14 protein-coding genes and 1 pseudogene are annotated in these 14,953 nt (G+C 63.3%); 6 read left to right on the top strand and 9 right to left on the bottom strand.

The window, feature by feature from the left end:
- Window positions 1–110 precede the first annotated feature (110 nt).
- Window positions 111–1,130: pseudogene (locus NKJ46_RS06560) on the bottom strand (cation diffusion facilitator family transporter); the annotation flags it as partial.
- On the bottom strand, window positions 1,127–1,390 hold the full coding sequence (locus NKJ46_RS06555) for a metal-sensing transcriptional repressor (RefSeq protein ID WP_352452777.1): 264 nt from the start codon (window positions 1,388–1,390) through the stop codon (window positions 1,127–1,129). The pseudogene NKJ46_RS06560 and the gene NKJ46_RS06555, both read right to left, overlap by 4 nt.
- Window positions 1,391–1,494: 104 nt before the next feature.
- Between NKJ46_RS06555 and NKJ46_RS06550 the strand changes: the two genes are divergently transcribed.
- Entirely contained in the window at window positions 1,495–2,166 is a 672-nt protein-coding gene (locus NKJ46_RS06550) for a TIGR02117 family protein (protein WP_352663330.1), read from the top strand.
- Between the two features lie 66 nt (window positions 2,167–2,232).
- Here NKJ46_RS06550 and NKJ46_RS06545 read toward each other — a convergent pair whose 3' ends face one another.
- A complete protein-coding gene (locus NKJ46_RS06545) occupies window positions 2,233–3,471 on the bottom strand; it encodes an FAD-dependent monooxygenase (protein WP_352663328.1) in 1,239 nt (412 codons plus the stop codon).
- Between the two features lie 19 nt (window positions 3,472–3,490).
- Complete coding sequence (locus tag NKJ46_RS06540) at window positions 3,491–3,736, bottom strand: zinc-finger domain-containing protein (RefSeq protein ID WP_023677627.1); 246 nt, start codon at window positions 3,734–3,736, stop codon at window positions 3,491–3,493.
- Window positions 3,737–3,885: 149 nt separating this feature from the next.
- On the opposite strand from NKJ46_RS06540, the gene NKJ46_RS06535 reads away from it, so the two are divergent.
- The 3 genes from NKJ46_RS06535 to NKJ46_RS06525 are packed head-to-tail and all read left to right on the top strand — an operon-like array spanning window position 3,886 to window position 8,743.
- On the top strand, window positions 3,886–6,087 hold the full coding sequence (locus NKJ46_RS06535; protein WP_352663326.1) for an RNA degradosome polyphosphate kinase: 2,202 nt from the start codon (window positions 3,886–3,888) through the stop codon (window positions 6,085–6,087).
- The gene (gene ppx / locus NKJ46_RS06530) at window positions 6,087–7,619 is read left to right on the top strand and encodes an exopolyphosphatase (RefSeq protein ID WP_352663324.1); all 1,533 of its coding nucleotides are present in this window, start codon (window positions 6,087–6,089) and stop codon (window positions 7,617–7,619) included. Before NKJ46_RS06535 ends, ppx begins: the two co-directional genes overlap by 1 nt.
- 56 nt (window positions 7,620–7,675) lie before the next feature.
- Complete coding sequence (locus NKJ46_RS06525) at window positions 7,676–8,743, top strand: serine hydrolase domain-containing protein (RefSeq protein ID WP_352663322.1); 1,068 nt, start codon at window positions 7,676–7,678, stop codon at window positions 8,741–8,743.
- A gap of 25 nt (window positions 8,744–8,768) precedes the next feature.
- Here the strand turns inward: NKJ46_RS06525 and NKJ46_RS06520 are convergent, their stop codons facing one another.
- The 5 genes from NKJ46_RS06520 to betI form a co-directional block, all read right to left on the bottom strand.
- Entirely contained in the window at window positions 8,769–9,191 is a 423-nt protein-coding gene (locus NKJ46_RS06520) for a DoxX family protein (protein WP_352663320.1), read from the bottom strand.
- 118 nt (window positions 9,192–9,309) lie between these two features.
- Complete coding sequence (locus tag NKJ46_RS06515) at window positions 9,310–9,744, bottom strand: DoxX family protein (RefSeq protein ID WP_352663318.1); 435 nt, start codon at window positions 9,742–9,744, stop codon at window positions 9,310–9,312.
- A gap of 128 nt (window positions 9,745–9,872) precedes the next feature.
- Entirely contained in the window at window positions 9,873–11,270 is a 1,398-nt protein-coding gene (fumC, locus tag NKJ46_RS06510) for a class II fumarate hydratase (RefSeq protein ID WP_352663316.1), read from the bottom strand.
- A gap of 312 nt (window positions 11,271–11,582) precedes the next feature.
- The gene (locus tag NKJ46_RS06505) at window positions 11,583–12,341 is read right to left on the bottom strand and encodes an SDR family NAD(P)-dependent oxidoreductase (protein ID WP_352663314.1); all 759 of its coding nucleotides are present in this window, start codon (window positions 12,339–12,341) and stop codon (window positions 11,583–11,585) included.
- Window positions 12,342–12,456: 115 nt separating this feature from the next.
- Window positions 12,457–13,059: a choline-binding transcriptional repressor BetI gene (gene betI / locus NKJ46_RS06500; RefSeq protein ID WP_502903364.1), complete on the bottom strand. Its 603-nt coding sequence runs from the start codon at window positions 13,057–13,059 to the stop codon at window positions 12,457–12,459.
- Between the two features lie 122 nt (window positions 13,060–13,181).
- Here betI and choX point away from each other — a divergent pair, with 122 nt between their 5' ends.
- The gene (gene choX, locus NKJ46_RS06495) at window positions 13,182–14,117 is read left to right on the top strand and encodes a choline ABC transporter substrate-binding protein (RefSeq protein WP_352663310.1); all 936 of its coding nucleotides are present in this window, start codon (window positions 13,182–13,184) and stop codon (window positions 14,115–14,117) included.
- Complete coding sequence (locus tag NKJ46_RS06490; RefSeq protein WP_352663308.1) at window positions 14,114–14,953, top strand: alpha/beta fold hydrolase; 840 nt, start codon at window positions 14,114–14,116, stop codon at window positions 14,951–14,953. Before choX ends, NKJ46_RS06490 begins: the two co-directional genes overlap by 4 nt.

The following is a 14,953-nucleotide window of genomic DNA, read 5'->3' as shown; positions in this document are numbered from 1 at the left end:
CCCTACGAGTTCATCTGCAAGGCATGGGCTTCCCAGCCCGAGCGCTTCACTCTCAATCCGCTCCAGCAAATGCCGGGACTAAACATCTAGCAGAAAATCGGCGAGCGTCAGTGCATGTGGCCATGGTCCTGCGTGTGCTCGTGAGGATGGTCGTTCTCTCCACGTTCGGTTGAAAACCGCACATTCGCCTCAGCCAAGGCCGGCATATGCTGGGACAGTTCGTCCTTCAGCGCTGCTGCGATCTTGTTCGCTTCCGACAGCGGCAAGGTTTCGTCTGCGGCAATTGCGATGTCGGCGTGCAATCGATGACCGATCCAGCGCGCCTTGGCATCGACAATGCGTGCGCCCGGAACATGCTCGGCGGCATGTCGGATTTCATCCATCACACCGGGTTCGATTCCATCCAGCATGCGGGTCAGCACCGAGCGGGCCGATTGCCAGACGATACCGAAGATCGCAATCGTGATCAGCAGGCCGACGATCGGGTCGGCCAAGGAAAAACCGAGCCAGACGCCGAGGGCTCCGATGACCACGGCAAGACTGGTAAGGCCGTCGGTGCGGGCGTGGTAGCCGTCGGCAATCAGTGCCGCGCTGTTGATTTCGCGGCCGACGCGGATACGGAACACGGCAACCGCCTCGTTGCCGAGGAAGCCGACAATGCCCGCCGCAGTCAGCCAGCCGAGGTGTGTCACCACTTGTGGATTGATCAGCCTGTCGATGGCCTGGTAGGCGGCGACTACAGCGCTGAACAGGATGATGAGTACGATGATGATGCCGGCCAGATCCTCGACCCGACCCAAGCCATAGGTGAAGGTCCGCGACGGCTTGCGCCGCGCCAGCACGAACGCAATCCATAGCGGGATCGCCGTGGTCGCGTCGCCGATGTTGTGGATTGTGTCGGCCAGCAGCGCCACACTTCCCGACAGCACAACCACGACCATCTGCAATGCTGCGGTGATCGCCAGGATCACGAACGACCATTTGATTGCCCAGATGCCCCGGTCGGTGGTGGCAATTGTCGCATCGATGACGCCATAGGTGTGACCGTGCGGACCGTGATCGCCGTGATGATGTGCGGCCTGCGAGCCGAACCCGAGCCAGTCCAGAATGCGGGCCACGACATTGTTCATAGATACTTCGCCAGCTGCTTGAGTTCCGCCAGCGAGTTGCCGCCGGTTTCCACGCTGTCCGTCAGACAATGCTCGATGTGGTCGTTGATCAGCTCGCGCTTGGCGCTGCTGATGGCTTTTTCGACGGCATGAAGCTGCTGCGCCAGATCTACACACGGGCGATGCGCCTCGATCATCGCCAGCACCGCCGCGAGGTGTCCTTGCGCGCGCTTCAGGCGCTTAATGATGGAAGGATGCGAGGCGTGGAGGTGATCTGACATGCCTCAGCATATCCTCCTGGGGAGGATACGCGTCAAGCTCTAAGTCAGCTGTGCAACTTTCGGAGAGGCTTCACCTTGAGCATTGCTTGTTCTATGCCTTTCCCATGAAGAAGCTTGCCCGTTTTCTTGGGCTGCTGGCCGTTGCAATAGCGCTAGCGGTAGCGCTGGGCACGCTGCTGCCGCGCCCGCTCTGGCCGGCGGCCGTTGCCGATCCGATCGGCGCAAGCCACCGTATCCTGGTGCTGCAAAATCCGATCCACACCGACATCGCCATTCCGGTCGACGACGATGTGCGCCGGCGCTTCCACTTCCTGGTCGATGCCGGCATTCCGGCCGACATGGCGGAGGTCCGCTACATCGTCTTCGGCTGGGGTGGCCGCGCCTTCTATCTGGAGACGCCGACCTGGTCGGAGCTGAAGGCAGTGCCGGTGATGAAGGCGCTGACCGTCGATGCCTCGGTGATGCATGTCGACATTTCCGGCGAAATCGCCGAACCGCATCCCAACGTCGCGGGTTTCGACATCGGCGAGGCGCGGTTTACGGCGCTGCTCGATTACATTGCAGCAAGCTTCCGGCAGGGGCCGAACGGGGCCATGCCGATCGAGAGTGCGGCCTATTCCCGCTTCGATCGTTTCTTCGAAGCCAACGGTCATTTCAACGCACTGGTCGGCTGCAACACCTGGACGGCGGCGGCACTGCGCACGGCCGGCCTGCGCACCGGCTGGTGGAACCCGCTGCCAGCCTCGCTCGGCCTGTCGATGCAGCTTTACAATTGAAGAGGGTTCCGGCTGATCAACGCCGCGATCCTTCGCGCCCCCCTCTGTCCCGCCGGCCTTCGCGCTTCACCGCCGATCCCCAGACTCGCGCGCCCGCCAGCCATAGAGCCAATCGAGATCGGCGGCGAGTTTTTCGGGCGAGCGCATTGCCAGGAACAGGTTGCGGGCCATCGCCACCGGCCCGGCCGCATGCCAGGCGAGGCGATTGACGGCGCCGCGGCGGGCGACCTGGGCGACGCGCGGCCGCCGCGCCTGTTCCCAGGCGGCAAGTGCCCCCTCAAGGTCGGCTGTGGAGGCCGCAACGAAGCCGGCAAGCGTCGCCGCGTCCTCGATCGCCATCGCCGCGCCCTGCGCGGCAAACGGCGTCATCGCATGCGCCGCATCGCCGATTAGCGCGATGCCTTGCGGCGTCGTCCACCGCCGCTGCTCGACGGTGTGGATCGGCCATGCCGTCCATGGTGCGGCCTCGCTCGCCAGACGGACCAGCGCCGGCGCGGTACCGCGCATGGCGCTTGAGAGGCTGGCGGGGTCGGCATGCCCCGACCAGCCCTCGGCGATACGCTTGCCCCTGGTGAAGGCGGCGAGGTTGAAGGCAGTGCCACGGCTGACCGGATAAGCGACCATATGGAAGCCGGGATAGAGGAATGCGCTAACGCAATCGGGCGCACCGACCGCTGCAAAGGTTTGTCCGGCGGGGCTGTCAGCGGCCACCGTCGCGCGCCAGGCAAGCTCGCCCGAAAACCGGCTCCTACCGAATTCGGCCGCCTTGCGGGCAAGCGTTTCTCGCACCGACGACCAGACGCCATCGGCGCCGATCAGCAACGATGCTTCCGTTTCGATCGCCGTGCCGGCAACCTCGACTGTTGAGGTGATGCCATTCGGTCCAGTGGCGACGCTGCCGACGCAGGCGCCGGTGACAAGCTCGACCTCGGGCCGCTCGGCTATCCGCTCCATCAGCGCTGACTGCAGATCGGCGCGGTGGGCAACGAGATAGGGCGCTCCCCAGCGCGTTTCTGCCGCCTGGCCAAGCGGTACGCGAGCCAGCTGGCGCAGCGTGGCGGCATCCTTGAGCACGACCGCCTCCGGGCGCACCGCCGTCGGCAACAGCCGACCGAGTACGCCGAGCTGCCGTAGGATGTGCGTCGCGTTGGGCGAAAGCTGGATACCGGCGCCGGCAGCCTCGAGGTGCTGCGCCTGTTCGAACAGTTTTATCCGATAGCCGCGCTCGGCGAAGGCCAGTGCCGCGGTCAGCCCGGCGACGCCCGCCCCGGCGATGACCACCTGCCGGGACTGCATTTCCTGCATCAGGCTTGTCGCGGAAGAATCAGGCGGCCTGGTCGAGATAGAGGCAGCCCGGCGGCTGCGTTTCCAATGCCTTCAGCTTCGGCGAATAGCGATAGAGCGTCGAGCAGTAGGGGCAGACTTTTTCATTGTCGTCGCCCATGTCGAGAAATACATGCGGGTGGTCGAAAGGCGGATTGGCGCCGGTGCACATGAATTCCTTGACGCCGATGTCGATTGCCGGATAGCCCGCATCGTTCTGGAAATGGGGAATAGAACCGCCTGCCATCGTCGTCTCCTGATCTTGTCGATTGCATCTGGATCATAACTCGTCTCTTTGCAAGATCGATGAAATGAAACTGTCGCAAAAGCCTGTCAGAGGATAAGTTAAGCCGGTTAAGGCTGTGGTCGTCGAACGGTGTTGGAAGAGCGGAAACCATGAACGAACTGAAGCCGGTCCAGAACGAATTCATCACCGTCGAGGCGGCGAGCCGCGAAGGCGGCAATCCCGACCGCTTCGTCAACCGCGAGTTTTCCTGGCTGCAATTCAACCGGCGCGTGCTCGAAGAGTCGCTGAACGCCAATCATCCGCTGCTCGAGCGCGTTCGCTTCCTGTCGATATCGGCAGCCAATCTCGACGAGTTCTTCATGGTCCGCGTCGCCGGTCTTGCCGGCCAGGTGCGCGAGGGCATCGTGCTGAAGAGCCCGGATGGCCGCACGCCCGAGCAGCAGCTCGAACAATTGCTGCGCGAGGTCGAGCGCCTGCAGGAGGACCAGCAGAAAAGCCTTTCGGCGCTGATGCTGCTGCTCGACAAGGAGGGCATCGAAAGCATCACCCGCGATGCCCTGACCAAGGACGAGAAGGCCTGGCTGGAGGACCATTTCCAGGAGCAGGTATTTCCGGTGTTGACGCCGTTGTCGATCGATCCGGCGCATCCGTTCCCGTTCATTCCCAATCTCGGTTTCTCGATGGCGCTGCAATTGCGCCACCGCAAGAACGGCGAGGAGATGAGTGCGCTTTTGCGCCTGCCGATGGCGCTGAAGCGGTTCATCCGTTTGCCGGATCGCAAGCGCCATGTCCGCTTCATCCCGCTCGAGGAGGCGGTCGGTCTTTATATCGGCAAGCTGTTCCCAGGCTATGAGGTCAAGGGCTCCGGCACGTTCCGCATCATCCGAGACAGCGATATCGAGGTCGAGGAAGAATCAGAGGATCTGGTGCGGCTGTTCGAGACGGCGCTGAAGCGCCGCCGCCGCGGTTCGGTCATCCGTATCGAATTCGACATGCTGATGCCGCCCGAATTGCGCGACTTCGTCGCCGGCGAGCTTGGCGTCTCGGCAAGCCGCATCAGCGTGCTCACCGGTCCGCTGGCGCTCAGCCAGATTTCGGAGATCGTCGCCGTCGCCCGCGACGATCTGAAATTCACCCCCTACAATCCGCGCTTCCCCGAGCGCATCCGCGAGCATGGCGGCGATTGCTTTGCCGCCATCCGCGAGAAGGACATCATCGTCCACCACCCCTATGAATCCTTCGACGTCGTGGTGCAGTTCCTGCGCCAGGCAATGGCCGACCCGGAAGTGGTGGCGATCAAGCAGACGCTCTACCGCACCTCTAATGACAGCCCGATCGTACGCGCTCTGGTCGACGCCGCCGAGGCCGGCAAGTCGGTGACGGCGCTGGTCGAACTCAAGGCGCGCTTCGACGAGGAGGCCAACATCCGCTGGGCGCGCGACCTCGAGCGCGCCGGCGTTCAGGTCGTTTTCGGCTTTCTCGAACTGAAGACCCACGCAAAGATGTCGCTGGTGGTGCGGCGCGAGGATGGCAGGCTGCGCAATTACGTGCATCTGGGCACCGGCAACTACCACCCGGTCACCGCCCGCATCTACACTGACCTGTCCTTCTTCACCACCGACCCGACGATCGCGCGCGATGTCGCCCAATTGTTCAACTTCATCACCGGCTATGCCGAGCCGGCCGAGCAGATGCGGCTGGCCATCTCGCCGTTCACGCTGCGCGACCGCATCCTCAAGCACATTTCGGACGAGATCAGCCACGCGCTGGAGGGCAGGCCGGCCCGCATCTGGATGAAGATGAATGCGCTGGTCGATCCGATCGTCATCGATGCGCTTTATGATGCCAGCCGCGCCGGCGTCGAGATCGATCTCGTCGTGCGCGGCATCTGCTGCCTGAGGCCGCAGGTGCCCGGCCTATCGGAGAACATCAGGGTGAAGTCGATAGTCGGCCGTTTCCTCGAGCACAGCCGCATCTACTGCTTCGGCAACGGCCACGGCCTGCCATCGGACGGGGCGATCGTCTACATCTCCTCGGCCGATTTGATGCCGCGCAATCTCGACCGCCGCGTCGAGACCATGGTGCCGATCACCAATCCAACTGTGCATGAGCAGGTGCTCGGCCAGATCATGCTCGGCAACATCATGGACAACCAGCAAAGTTTCGACGTATTGGCTGACGGAACCTCCCGGCGCGTCGTGCTGGAAGAGGGCGAGGAACCGTTCAACGCGCAGGAATATTTCATGACCAATCCGAGCCTGTCCGGACGGGGCGATGCGTTGAAGTCGCATGCGCCCAAGCGCATCGCGCAGTTCAAACGCCGCAAGAAACAGAACGCAGCGACGGGCTGATGATTTCAGCGTCCCAGGGCCGGCTCCAGGACCGCCGACCGCTGTCCATCATCGATATCGGGTCGAACTCGATTCGTCTTGTCATCTATGAGGGGCTGGCGCGCTCGCCGACCTTGCTGTTCAACGAAAAGATGCTGGCCGGCCTCGGCCGCGGCATCGTTTCGACCGGAAAGCTCGATCCCGAGGCGGTGACGCGTTCGATGGAAGAGTTCCGCCGCTTCCGCGCGCTGTCCGACCAGGCCGGCGCCGAGCGCATGTATGTGCTGGCGACCGCCGCCGCTCGCGAGGCCGTCAACGGCCCCGACTTCATCCACCGCGCCGAGGACGTGCTCAAGACCGAAATCCAGGTGCTGAGCGGCCGCGAGGAAGCCCATTATTCGGCGCTCGGCGTCATCTCCGGTTTCCACCCGGCCAACGGCATTGCCGGCGACCTTGGCGGCGGCAGCCTCGAACTGATCGACATCGATGGTGAGACGATCGGTGACGGCATCACGTTGCCATTGGGCGGCTTGCGCCTGCAGGACATGGCGAAGAACTCGCTGAGCCAGGCGGCAAGGATCACGCGCGAGCAACTGGCACGGGCGAAATTGCTGAAGGGCGGGCAGGGCAGGGCCTTCTACACGGTCGGCGGCACTTGGCGAAACCTCGCCCGGCTGCACATGGAAATGACCAACTACCCGCTCGGCGTCATGCATCATTACGAGATCGGCATCGAAAGCGCCGCGAATTTCCTCCGGCAGGTCGCCAAGGCCGAGATCGATAAGATCAAAGGCATCGAGGGCATCTCCAAGAACCGCCGCTCGCTGCTGCCCTATGGCGCCATCGTGCTGCAGGAGATCATGGCGGCGATGCAGCCGTCGAAGATCATCGTCTCGGCGCTGGGCGTGCGCGAGGGCTTTCTCTATTCGCTGCTCGACAAGGCCGAGCAGAAAGCCGATCCGCTGATCTCGGCGGCGGAAGAGCTCGCCCGCCTGCGCTCGCGCTCGGTCGACCACGCGCATGAGCTTGTCGAATGGACCGGCAAGGCGTTCGCCGCCTTCGGCATCGACGAGACCAGGGATGAGGCGCGCTACCGCCACGCCGCCTGCCTGCTCGCGGATATCGGCTGGCGCGCCCATCCCGAATATCGCGGCAAGCAATCGCTCAATATCATCGCCCATGCCTCCTTCATCGGCGTCGACCATCCCGGCCGCGCCTTCCTGGCGCTTGTCAGCCTGTTTCGCCACGAGGGCGTGTTCAATGAAGCCGCTCCGGAAATCCGCGGACTGGCGACACCGCGCTATCTCGAGCGGGCTCGCGTGCTGGCCGCGCTGCTGCGCGTCGTCTATTTGCTGAGCGCGGCAATGCCGGGTGTCATGCCGCGACTGAAATGGGAAAACCGCGGCAATGGCGTGCTGGCGCTGGTGCTGCCGGCAGCGCTGGCCGATCTTTACGGCGAGCGGCCGGCCGGCCGGCTGGCACAGCTGGCAAGGGTCACCAACCGTCGGCTGGTGCTGGCGGTCGAGGGCGGGCCGAGCATGTCGGTGAAGTGAACGGACGGTCCGAGGCTGAATTCCGGGCGGTGGGGTAACGCGGAGCGAAGAATTCCATGACCATCCCAGAGTTATCGTCATCTCCGTCCGTAGCTGCGGCCGAAGCGCTCGGCTTCGATCCAGCGATCCACCGTAAGCTGCTTGCCGGGCTCGAGTCCGGCCTGTTGCGCGACTTGCACATCGTTCTCGCTGCCCGCTCCGAGAAGGTCTTCCTGGAGCACTATGCCGAGGGCAGGGACGAAGAATGGGGGCGCCCGATCGGGCAGATCGCCTTTGACGCCGGTACGCTGCATGATCTGCGCTCGGTGACGAAGAGCATCGTCAGCCTGCTTTACGGCATTGCGCTCGACAAGGGACTGGTGCCGCCACCCGATGCGCCGCTCTTCGCCCTGTTTCCCGAGTACGCTGATCTCGCCGCCGATCCCGCGCGCGCGAAGATCACGATCGGCCATGCGCTGACGATGACGCTCGGTATGGAGTGGGACGAAAACCGTCCCTATAGCGATCCGCAGAACAGCGAGATCGCGATGGAGAACGCGCCCGATCGTTATCGCTTCATCCTTGAGCGGCCGATCATCGCCGACCCCGGGAGCCGCTGGATCTATTCCGGCGGCAGCGTCGCGCTGGTTGGCGCGATCATTGAAAGAGGCTGCGGTAAATCCCTGCCGGATTTCGCGCGCGCGGCGCTTTTCGCGCCACTTGGCATCGAGCGCTTCCACTGGTCGGCTGGTCGTGACGGCGTCGCCTCCGCAGCCTCCGGCCTCAGGCTGGCGGCCCCAGACCTTTTGAAGATCGGTCAGCTCCTTCTTCGCAAGGGCCTGTGCAATGGGGAGAGGATCGCGTCGGAAGGCTGGATCAACGCGTCATTCACAGCCGCGACCTCGACGCCGGACGGCCTTGGTTATGGCCGGTTGTGGTTCACCGGCGACGCGCCGGCGCCGGCATTCGCCGCCCCGAAACCATGGTATGGCGGTTTCGGCAATGGCGGACAGCGGCTATGGCTGATGCCTGAAGCCGACATCGCGGCGGTGATCTATGCCGGCAAGTACAATGCCTGGGATGCCTGGGTGACGCCGACCCGCGTCTGGCGCGAGATCATCCTGGCCAATTTCCTGAACGCCTGATGATCTGTGCTGACGCCAAAGTCTTTCAGGTCGCTTCGGCACCGATGCCGATGCCACGCCCGTCGGCCGACCAGGCGCCCGCACCAGCCATCGCCAGCGCCAGGAAACCGCCTGATATGGCGATGTCCTTCATTAGCATCTGCGAATGCATGAAGGTCAGCGTCGGATCGTCGCCGCCTTGGCCATAGTGGCCGATGAAGCCGGCCGCGATGCAGAAGGCGGCGAGCAACAGTGCCACGATCGGTGTCTTGAAGCCGACGAGGATGAGCAGTCCTGCGATCAGCTCAAACAGGCCTGTCGCCCAAGCCACCAGCGTCGGCAGCGGCAGGCCGAGGCCGGCGAAATAGCCTGATGTGCCGGCGATGTCGGCAAGCGCATGGAAGCCGGACGGCACGAACAGCGCGGCGAGCAGCAGCCGGGAAAGCAAGAGCAGCGCATTGCGAGGCATGGTCTCCTCCGATATCGGCGGCCGATCCTAGCAGAGTTCCAGCCGGCAGATATAAACCGACAACGAAAAAGGGGCGCGGAAAATTCCGCGCCCCTTTGTTCAGGAATGCTGGGCTGCTTCAGCCGCGCTTGGCATCGATCGAATACGAGCCTGGACCCGAGGAGGCGAGTACGAGGAAGCCGCCGGCAATGCCGAGGTTCTTCATGAAATTGATCATCTGCATCTGATCGGCCCAGCCGGTGTGGGCGACCAGTGCGGTGGCGACTGTGAAGATCGCCATCACCCAGCCGACGATCCGGGTCTGGAAGCCGACGAGGATGGCGAGGCCGCCAAGCAGTTCGATCAGGCCGACGACAATGGCGGTCACCATCGGCAGCGGCAGGCCGAGGCTGCCGAAATAGCCGGCCGTGCCGGCAATCGCCGTCAGCTTGCCGAAACCGGAAAGCAGGAAGATGACAGCAAGCAGGATGCGGCCGAGCAGGATCGTGCCCGAGGCGCCGGAGGCGGTGCCGGAACCGGCAAACGAAGTGTTGGTGGACGTGTTGGTGGACATGCGTAACTCTCCAGAAGGGTTTGGCCAAACGACTTGGGATAGCCGTCCAGTTAGCGCATGCCGACTGTTCACCAAAGACGTCAGATTGGTTACGGATTGTTCACTCAGGTAACGTTTTCGCGATCAACTCACCCTGGGTGCGTCATGTCCTCCGGCCGCACCAGCCGCTCATAATCGGCTTCGCTGACCAGCCCGGTAGCCAGCGCTTCCTCGCGCAGCGTCGTGCCGTTCTTGTGCGCCGCCTTGGCGATCTTGGCCGCGTTGTCGTAGCCGATCGTCGGCGCAAGCGCCGTCACCAGCATCAGCGAACGGTCGAGCGCTGCCTTGATGTTGTCTTCGCGGGCCTCGATGCCGACGACGCAATTGTCAGTGAACGACACCGAAGCGTCGGCCAGCAGCTGTACCGATTGCAGGAAACAATAGGCCATCAGCGGATTGTAGACGTTGAGCTCGAAGTGGCCCTGGCTGCCGGCGAAGCTGATCGCCGCATTGTTGCCGAACACCTGCACGCAAACCTGCGTCATCGCCTCGCATTGGGTCGGATTGACCTTGCCCGGCATGATCGAGGAGCCCGGTTCGTTTTCCGGCAGCGACAATTCACCGAGGCCCGAACGCGGGCCCGAGCCGAGCAGGCGGATGTCGTTGGCGATCTTGAACAGCGCCGCCGCGCAGGCATTGATGGCGCCGTGCGAGAAGACCATGGAATCATGCGCGGCCAGCGCCTCGAATTTGTTCGGCGCGGTAACGAAATCGATGCCGGTGATTGCGGCGATGCGCGACGCCACCTTTTCGGCAAAACCGACCGGCGCGTTGAGGCCGGTGCCGACCGCGGTTCCGCCCTGTGCCAGCTCCTGCAGGCCGGGCAGCGTCATCTCGATGCGCTTGATCGACGAGGCGACCTGCGCCGCATAACCGGAGAATTCCTGGCCGAGCGTCAGCGGCGTCGCGTCCTGCGTATGGGTGCGGCCGATCTTGACGATGTGGGCGAAAGCCCTGGTCTTGGCCTCGAGTGCCGTATGCAAATGTCTCAGCGCCGGCAGCAGGTCGTGGATGATGCGCTCGGCGCAGGCGATGTGCATGGCCGTCGGATAGGTGTCGTTCGACGACTGGCTCATATTGACGTGGTCATTGGGATGCACCGGCTTCTTCGACCCCATGACGCCGCCCAACAGCTCGATCGCCCGGTTGGAAATCACCTCATTGGCGTTCATGTTGGACTGGGTGCCCGAGCCGGTCTGCCAGACGACCAGCGGGAAATGCTCGTTGAGCTTGCCGTCGATGACCTCCTGGGAGGCCTCGATAATGGCCTTGCCGATCGCCGGATCGAGCCGCTTCAGCTCCATATTGGCTTCGGCGGCCGCCCGCTTGACGATACCCAGCGCCCGCACGATCGACGCAGGCTGCTTTTCCCAGCCGATCTTGAAATTGGCCAGCGAACGCTGCGCCTGCGCACCCCAATAGCGGTCGGCGGCGACCTCGATGGGACCGAACGTATCGGTTTCGGTTCTGGTCTCTGGCGCGCTCACGTATCTCTCCGGTTTGCAATTTGCAAACGGCGTATCGCGTTGCACAAACGCCTTCAAGCGGAGATTGCGGGCGATGGGGATGCAAATCGGTTGAAGGGACTGGCAATCTCCCCCCTCGTGGGGGAGATGCCCGGCAGGGCAGAGGGGGGCGCGAAGGATCGCCAACGTTGTTCACCCTGCAACCAGCGGAGAAGGACAACAGGCCTAAGGGCGGAATTGCGATCGATGAGAAGTCGGCGGGACAGCGCCCCCTCTGTCCTGCCGGACATCTCCCCCACAAGGGGGGAGATTGGCAGCTTCGCCGACCGCTCCTCACCCCGCCCTGTATCCTCCATCCACGGCGAAGATACCGCCGCTGGTCCACGCCGCTTCGTCGCTGGCGAGATAGACCGCGATGCCGGCAAGGTCGCTGGTCCTGCCGATGCGGCCGAGCGGGTAGCTGCGCTCGACATAGGCCTTGAGCTCGGCTTGCGCGGCTTCCGGCAGGTTTTCGATCGACCTGCGCCGCATCGCTGTGTCGACCGTGCCGGGCGCGATGGCGTTGACCCTTATGCCGCGCGGCCCGAGCTCGAAGGCGAGCGACCTGGTCAGCGAATTGAGCGCGCCCTTCGACAGCGAATAGAGGCTGGATGGCCGTTTCGGGATCATCTTGTGCGCGAAATAGGACGAGATGTTGATCACCGAAGCCGCGCCCGGCGCGAGATGCGGCAACAGCCGCTGAGTGAGGAAGAATACCGCCGTGACGTTGAGTGCGAAGGACTGCTGGAACTGGTCCTCGCTGACGGTTTCGAACGGCACCAGGAACGCCACGCCGGCATTGTTGACGAGGATATCGACAGGTGGGCCGCGTTTGACATGCTCGACCACGGCATCGATGCCGGCGCTGGCCGACAGATCGGCCGACAGCGTTTCGACGCCGTCCCCGAGCTGCTTGCGGGCGGCGTCGAGTTTTTTGCCGTCGCGGCCGACGATCAGCACATTCGCGCCTTCGCGCAAAAACGCCTCGGCGATTGCCAGCCCGATCCCGTCCGAGCCGCCGGTGACCAGTGCCCGTTTGCCGCCTAGTCTCATCCAACACTCCCACGCATTGCCGTCTTGTCTGGTAAGGAGAGCAGCGCCGTTGCCGATTGTGGTCAAGGCGCCGGCCTATCTCACAGTATGAACTTCGGCTATCGGGCACGATGGTCTATTCGGCAGCGGCTTCACCGCGCCGAACAGCCAGCCGCGTGGCGACGAAATCCTTGACCTGATGAATGGCCTGTTCACGCGTGACGCTGCCGGGCTGCAGGCCAAGCCGCAACCACAGCCCGTCGATCAGGGCGGTGACGCCGAAAGCGATCTCGTCAGCATCGCGTGCCGGCGCCAGACCGCGCAGGCCGGACAGCAGGTTGGAGCGCATGCGCGCATGGATCACCTTCTGGATGCGGGCAAGCTTTTCGTCGCGCGGCACCTCCGCGCAAAGTGAAAGCCAGGCGTGGCAGAGGGACGGCTGGAAGAGATGCGGCTCGAAATTGCCTTCGATGATGGCATCTATCCGTTGCATTGGCGTGCGCGCCTGTCTCAGCCGCTCGACCACCGCATGCCGTAGCACCAGGTTCGATTCCCGCATGGCGTGCTCGAACAGTTCCCGCTTGCTGTTGAAATAATGCAGCACGATGCCCTTCGACGCGCCGGCCTGCGCCGCCACCTTTTCAATGGTCGCGCCAGCTATGCCTTCGCGCTGAAGCACGGCAAAGGCAGCCTGCCGCAGCTCTTTGCGGCGTATGTCGCTGAGACGCTTGAGTTTCACGGGCCGGATCCATGCATCTAAAACCGACGTTGACATTTTCGTCCGTCGAGATCAAGAATTGACCAGTGGGACAATATAAAATCCGAATGGTCAACGCTGTTGGCGAAATGAGGAGAACCGAAATGCTTCGTAGCCTTGGAATGGGCGCCTCGCTCTGCGTCCTGCTGGCTAGCCAGCCGGCCTTTGCGGCTGAACCCGAGCAATGCAAGGTCGTGCGCATGGCCGAGCCTGGATGGAACGACCTTGCCTTCACTACCGGCGTCACCAGCGTCTTGCTCGATGCGCTCGGCTACAAGCCGGCTAGCTCGCTTCTGGGCATCAACGTCATCTATGAATCCTTGAAGAACAATGATTTGGACGTATTCCTTGGCTATTGGGATCCGGCGATGATCACCTACTACGAGCCCTATAAGAAGGACGGCTCGGTAGACGATGTGCGCGTCAATCTCGTCGGCGCCAAATACACCTTTGCCGTGCCGACTTACGTCTGGGAGGCCGGCGTCAAGGATTTTGCCGACCTGCAAAAGTTCGCCGACAAGTTCGGCAGGAAGATGTACGGCATCGAGCCGGGCTCCAACCAGTTGATGATGGACGCCATCGCCGACAAGTCGCTGGGCCTCGATGGCTGGCAGGTCGTCGAATCGAGTGAAGCCGGTATGCTTTCCGAGGTCGGCTACGAGATCAAGGAAAAGCGCTTCATCGTCTTCCAGGGCTGGGCGCCGCATCCGATGAACACGATGTACGACTTCAAATATCTGAGCGGCGGCGACAAGTTCTACGGCCCCAACTTCGGCGCCGCGACGGTGACGACGCAGGTGCGCAAGGGCTATCTGCAGCAATGCCCGAATGTCGGGCAGTTGCTGAAGAACCTCGCCTTCGATATCGATTTCGAAAATCTCGGCATGGGCTATCTCATCAATGACGGCATGAAGCCGGAGGAAGCCGGCCTGAAGGCGGTCAAGGAGAATCCGGATAGGCTCGGCGCCTGGCTTGCCGGTGTCACCACATTCGATGGCAAGCCCGCGCTCGACGCAGTCAAGCAGCAGCTCGGCCTGTGATATCGGCCGATCAGGCGGGCTGGAACGGCCGCAAGCGCGAGGTCGGTGCTGAAACGGCCTGCGTCGAAATCGCCGGGCAGGAGCCCGCCCTGGTGCTGGTGCACGGCTTCTCCGATACGAGCCGCAGCTTCTCATTGCTGGCGCCGCATCTCGCCGGGCGCCGGCTTGTCATTCCAGACCTGCGCGGGCATGGCGCCTCGCCGGCCGGCACGCGCGGCTTCGCCCCAGCGGATTTCGCGGAAGACGTGGCGGGTTTGATCGAGCGATTGCGGCTCGAGCGGCCGGTTCTGGTCGGGCATTCCCTGGGCAGCATGGTGGCGATCGAGGCAGCCGCGCGCTACCCCGAGATGATCGGCGGCCTTGTGCTGATGGCCGGAACGCTGCGGCCACAGATCGGTGAGGACCACCCGATGACCATTGGTGTGCGGACGCTTCGAGATCCGATATCGCCGGCCGATCCGTTCTATGACTATTGGCATGCCTGCGAGGCGGAGATTCCAGCGGACTTTTTGACCATGGCTGCGGAGGAGGCGTCAGCCATGCCGGCGGCACTCTGGCGCGCAATCCTGGAGCAGGTTCAGCGCATCGATCTGACCGACAAGGCGCGCACGCTACGCCTGCCGGCGCTTATTATTGCTGGCAGGCGCGACCTGCTCTTCGACGAAACGCACCAGGGGCGGCTCCTTGAAGAAATCCCAGGCGCCGCGTTCGTAAGCGCGGCGCGCTGTGGCCACAATCCGCATTGGGAGGATCCGGCATTGGTTGCGGCAGCCATCGCCGGATATTTCAAGGTCCGGAATGAAGCCGACCTCGAAGCGACCAGCAATCCGGGCTGA

This window comes from Mesorhizobium sp. M0166 (genome assembly GCF_040322255.1).
Taxonomy (GTDB): domain Bacteria; phylum Pseudomonadota; class Alphaproteobacteria; order Rhizobiales; family Rhizobiaceae; genus Mesorhizobium.
This window is presented reverse-complemented; position numbering and strand designations above follow the sequence as displayed.

Excerpts from the sequence above, each read along its gene's own strand:
- choX (WP_352663310.1), top strand. The coding sequence starts at position 13,182 with ATGCTTCGTAGCCTTGGAATGGGCGCCTCGCTCTGCGTCCTGCTGGCT.
- NKJ46_RS06515 (WP_352663318.1), bottom strand. The coding sequence starts at position 9,744 with ATGTCCACCAACACGTCCACCAACACTTCGTTTGCCGGTTCCGGCACC.
- NKJ46_RS06525 (WP_352663322.1), top strand. The coding sequence starts at position 7,676 with ATGACCATCCCAGAGTTATCGTCATCTCCGTCCGTAGCTGCGGCCGAA.
- NKJ46_RS06520 (WP_352663320.1), bottom strand. The coding sequence starts at position 9,191 with ATGCCTCGCAATGCGCTGCTCTTGCTTTCCCGGCTGCTGCTCGCCGCG.
- NKJ46_RS06535 (WP_352663326.1), top strand. The coding sequence starts at position 3,886 with ATGAACGAACTGAAGCCGGTCCAGAACGAATTCATCACCGTCGAGGCG.
- NKJ46_RS06545 (WP_352663328.1), bottom strand. The coding sequence starts at position 3,471 with ATGCAGGAAATGCAGTCCCGGCAGGTGGTCATCGCCGGGGCGGGCGTC.
- NKJ46_RS06540 (WP_023677627.1), bottom strand. The coding sequence starts at position 3,736 with ATGGCAGGCGGTTCTATTCCCCATTTCCAGAACGATGCGGGCTATCCG.
- NKJ46_RS06505 (WP_352663314.1), bottom strand. The coding sequence starts at position 12,341 with ATGAGACTAGGCGGCAAACGGGCACTGGTCACCGGCGGCTCGGACGGG.
- ppx (WP_352663324.1), top strand. The coding sequence starts at position 6,087 with ATGATTTCAGCGTCCCAGGGCCGGCTCCAGGACCGCCGACCGCTGTCC.
- NKJ46_RS06550 (WP_352663330.1), top strand. The coding sequence starts at position 1,495 with ATGAAGAAGCTTGCCCGTTTTCTTGGGCTGCTGGCCGTTGCAATAGCG.
- NKJ46_RS06555 (WP_352452777.1), bottom strand. The coding sequence starts at position 1,390 with ATGTCAGATCACCTCCACGCCTCGCATCCTTCCATCATTAAGCGCCTG.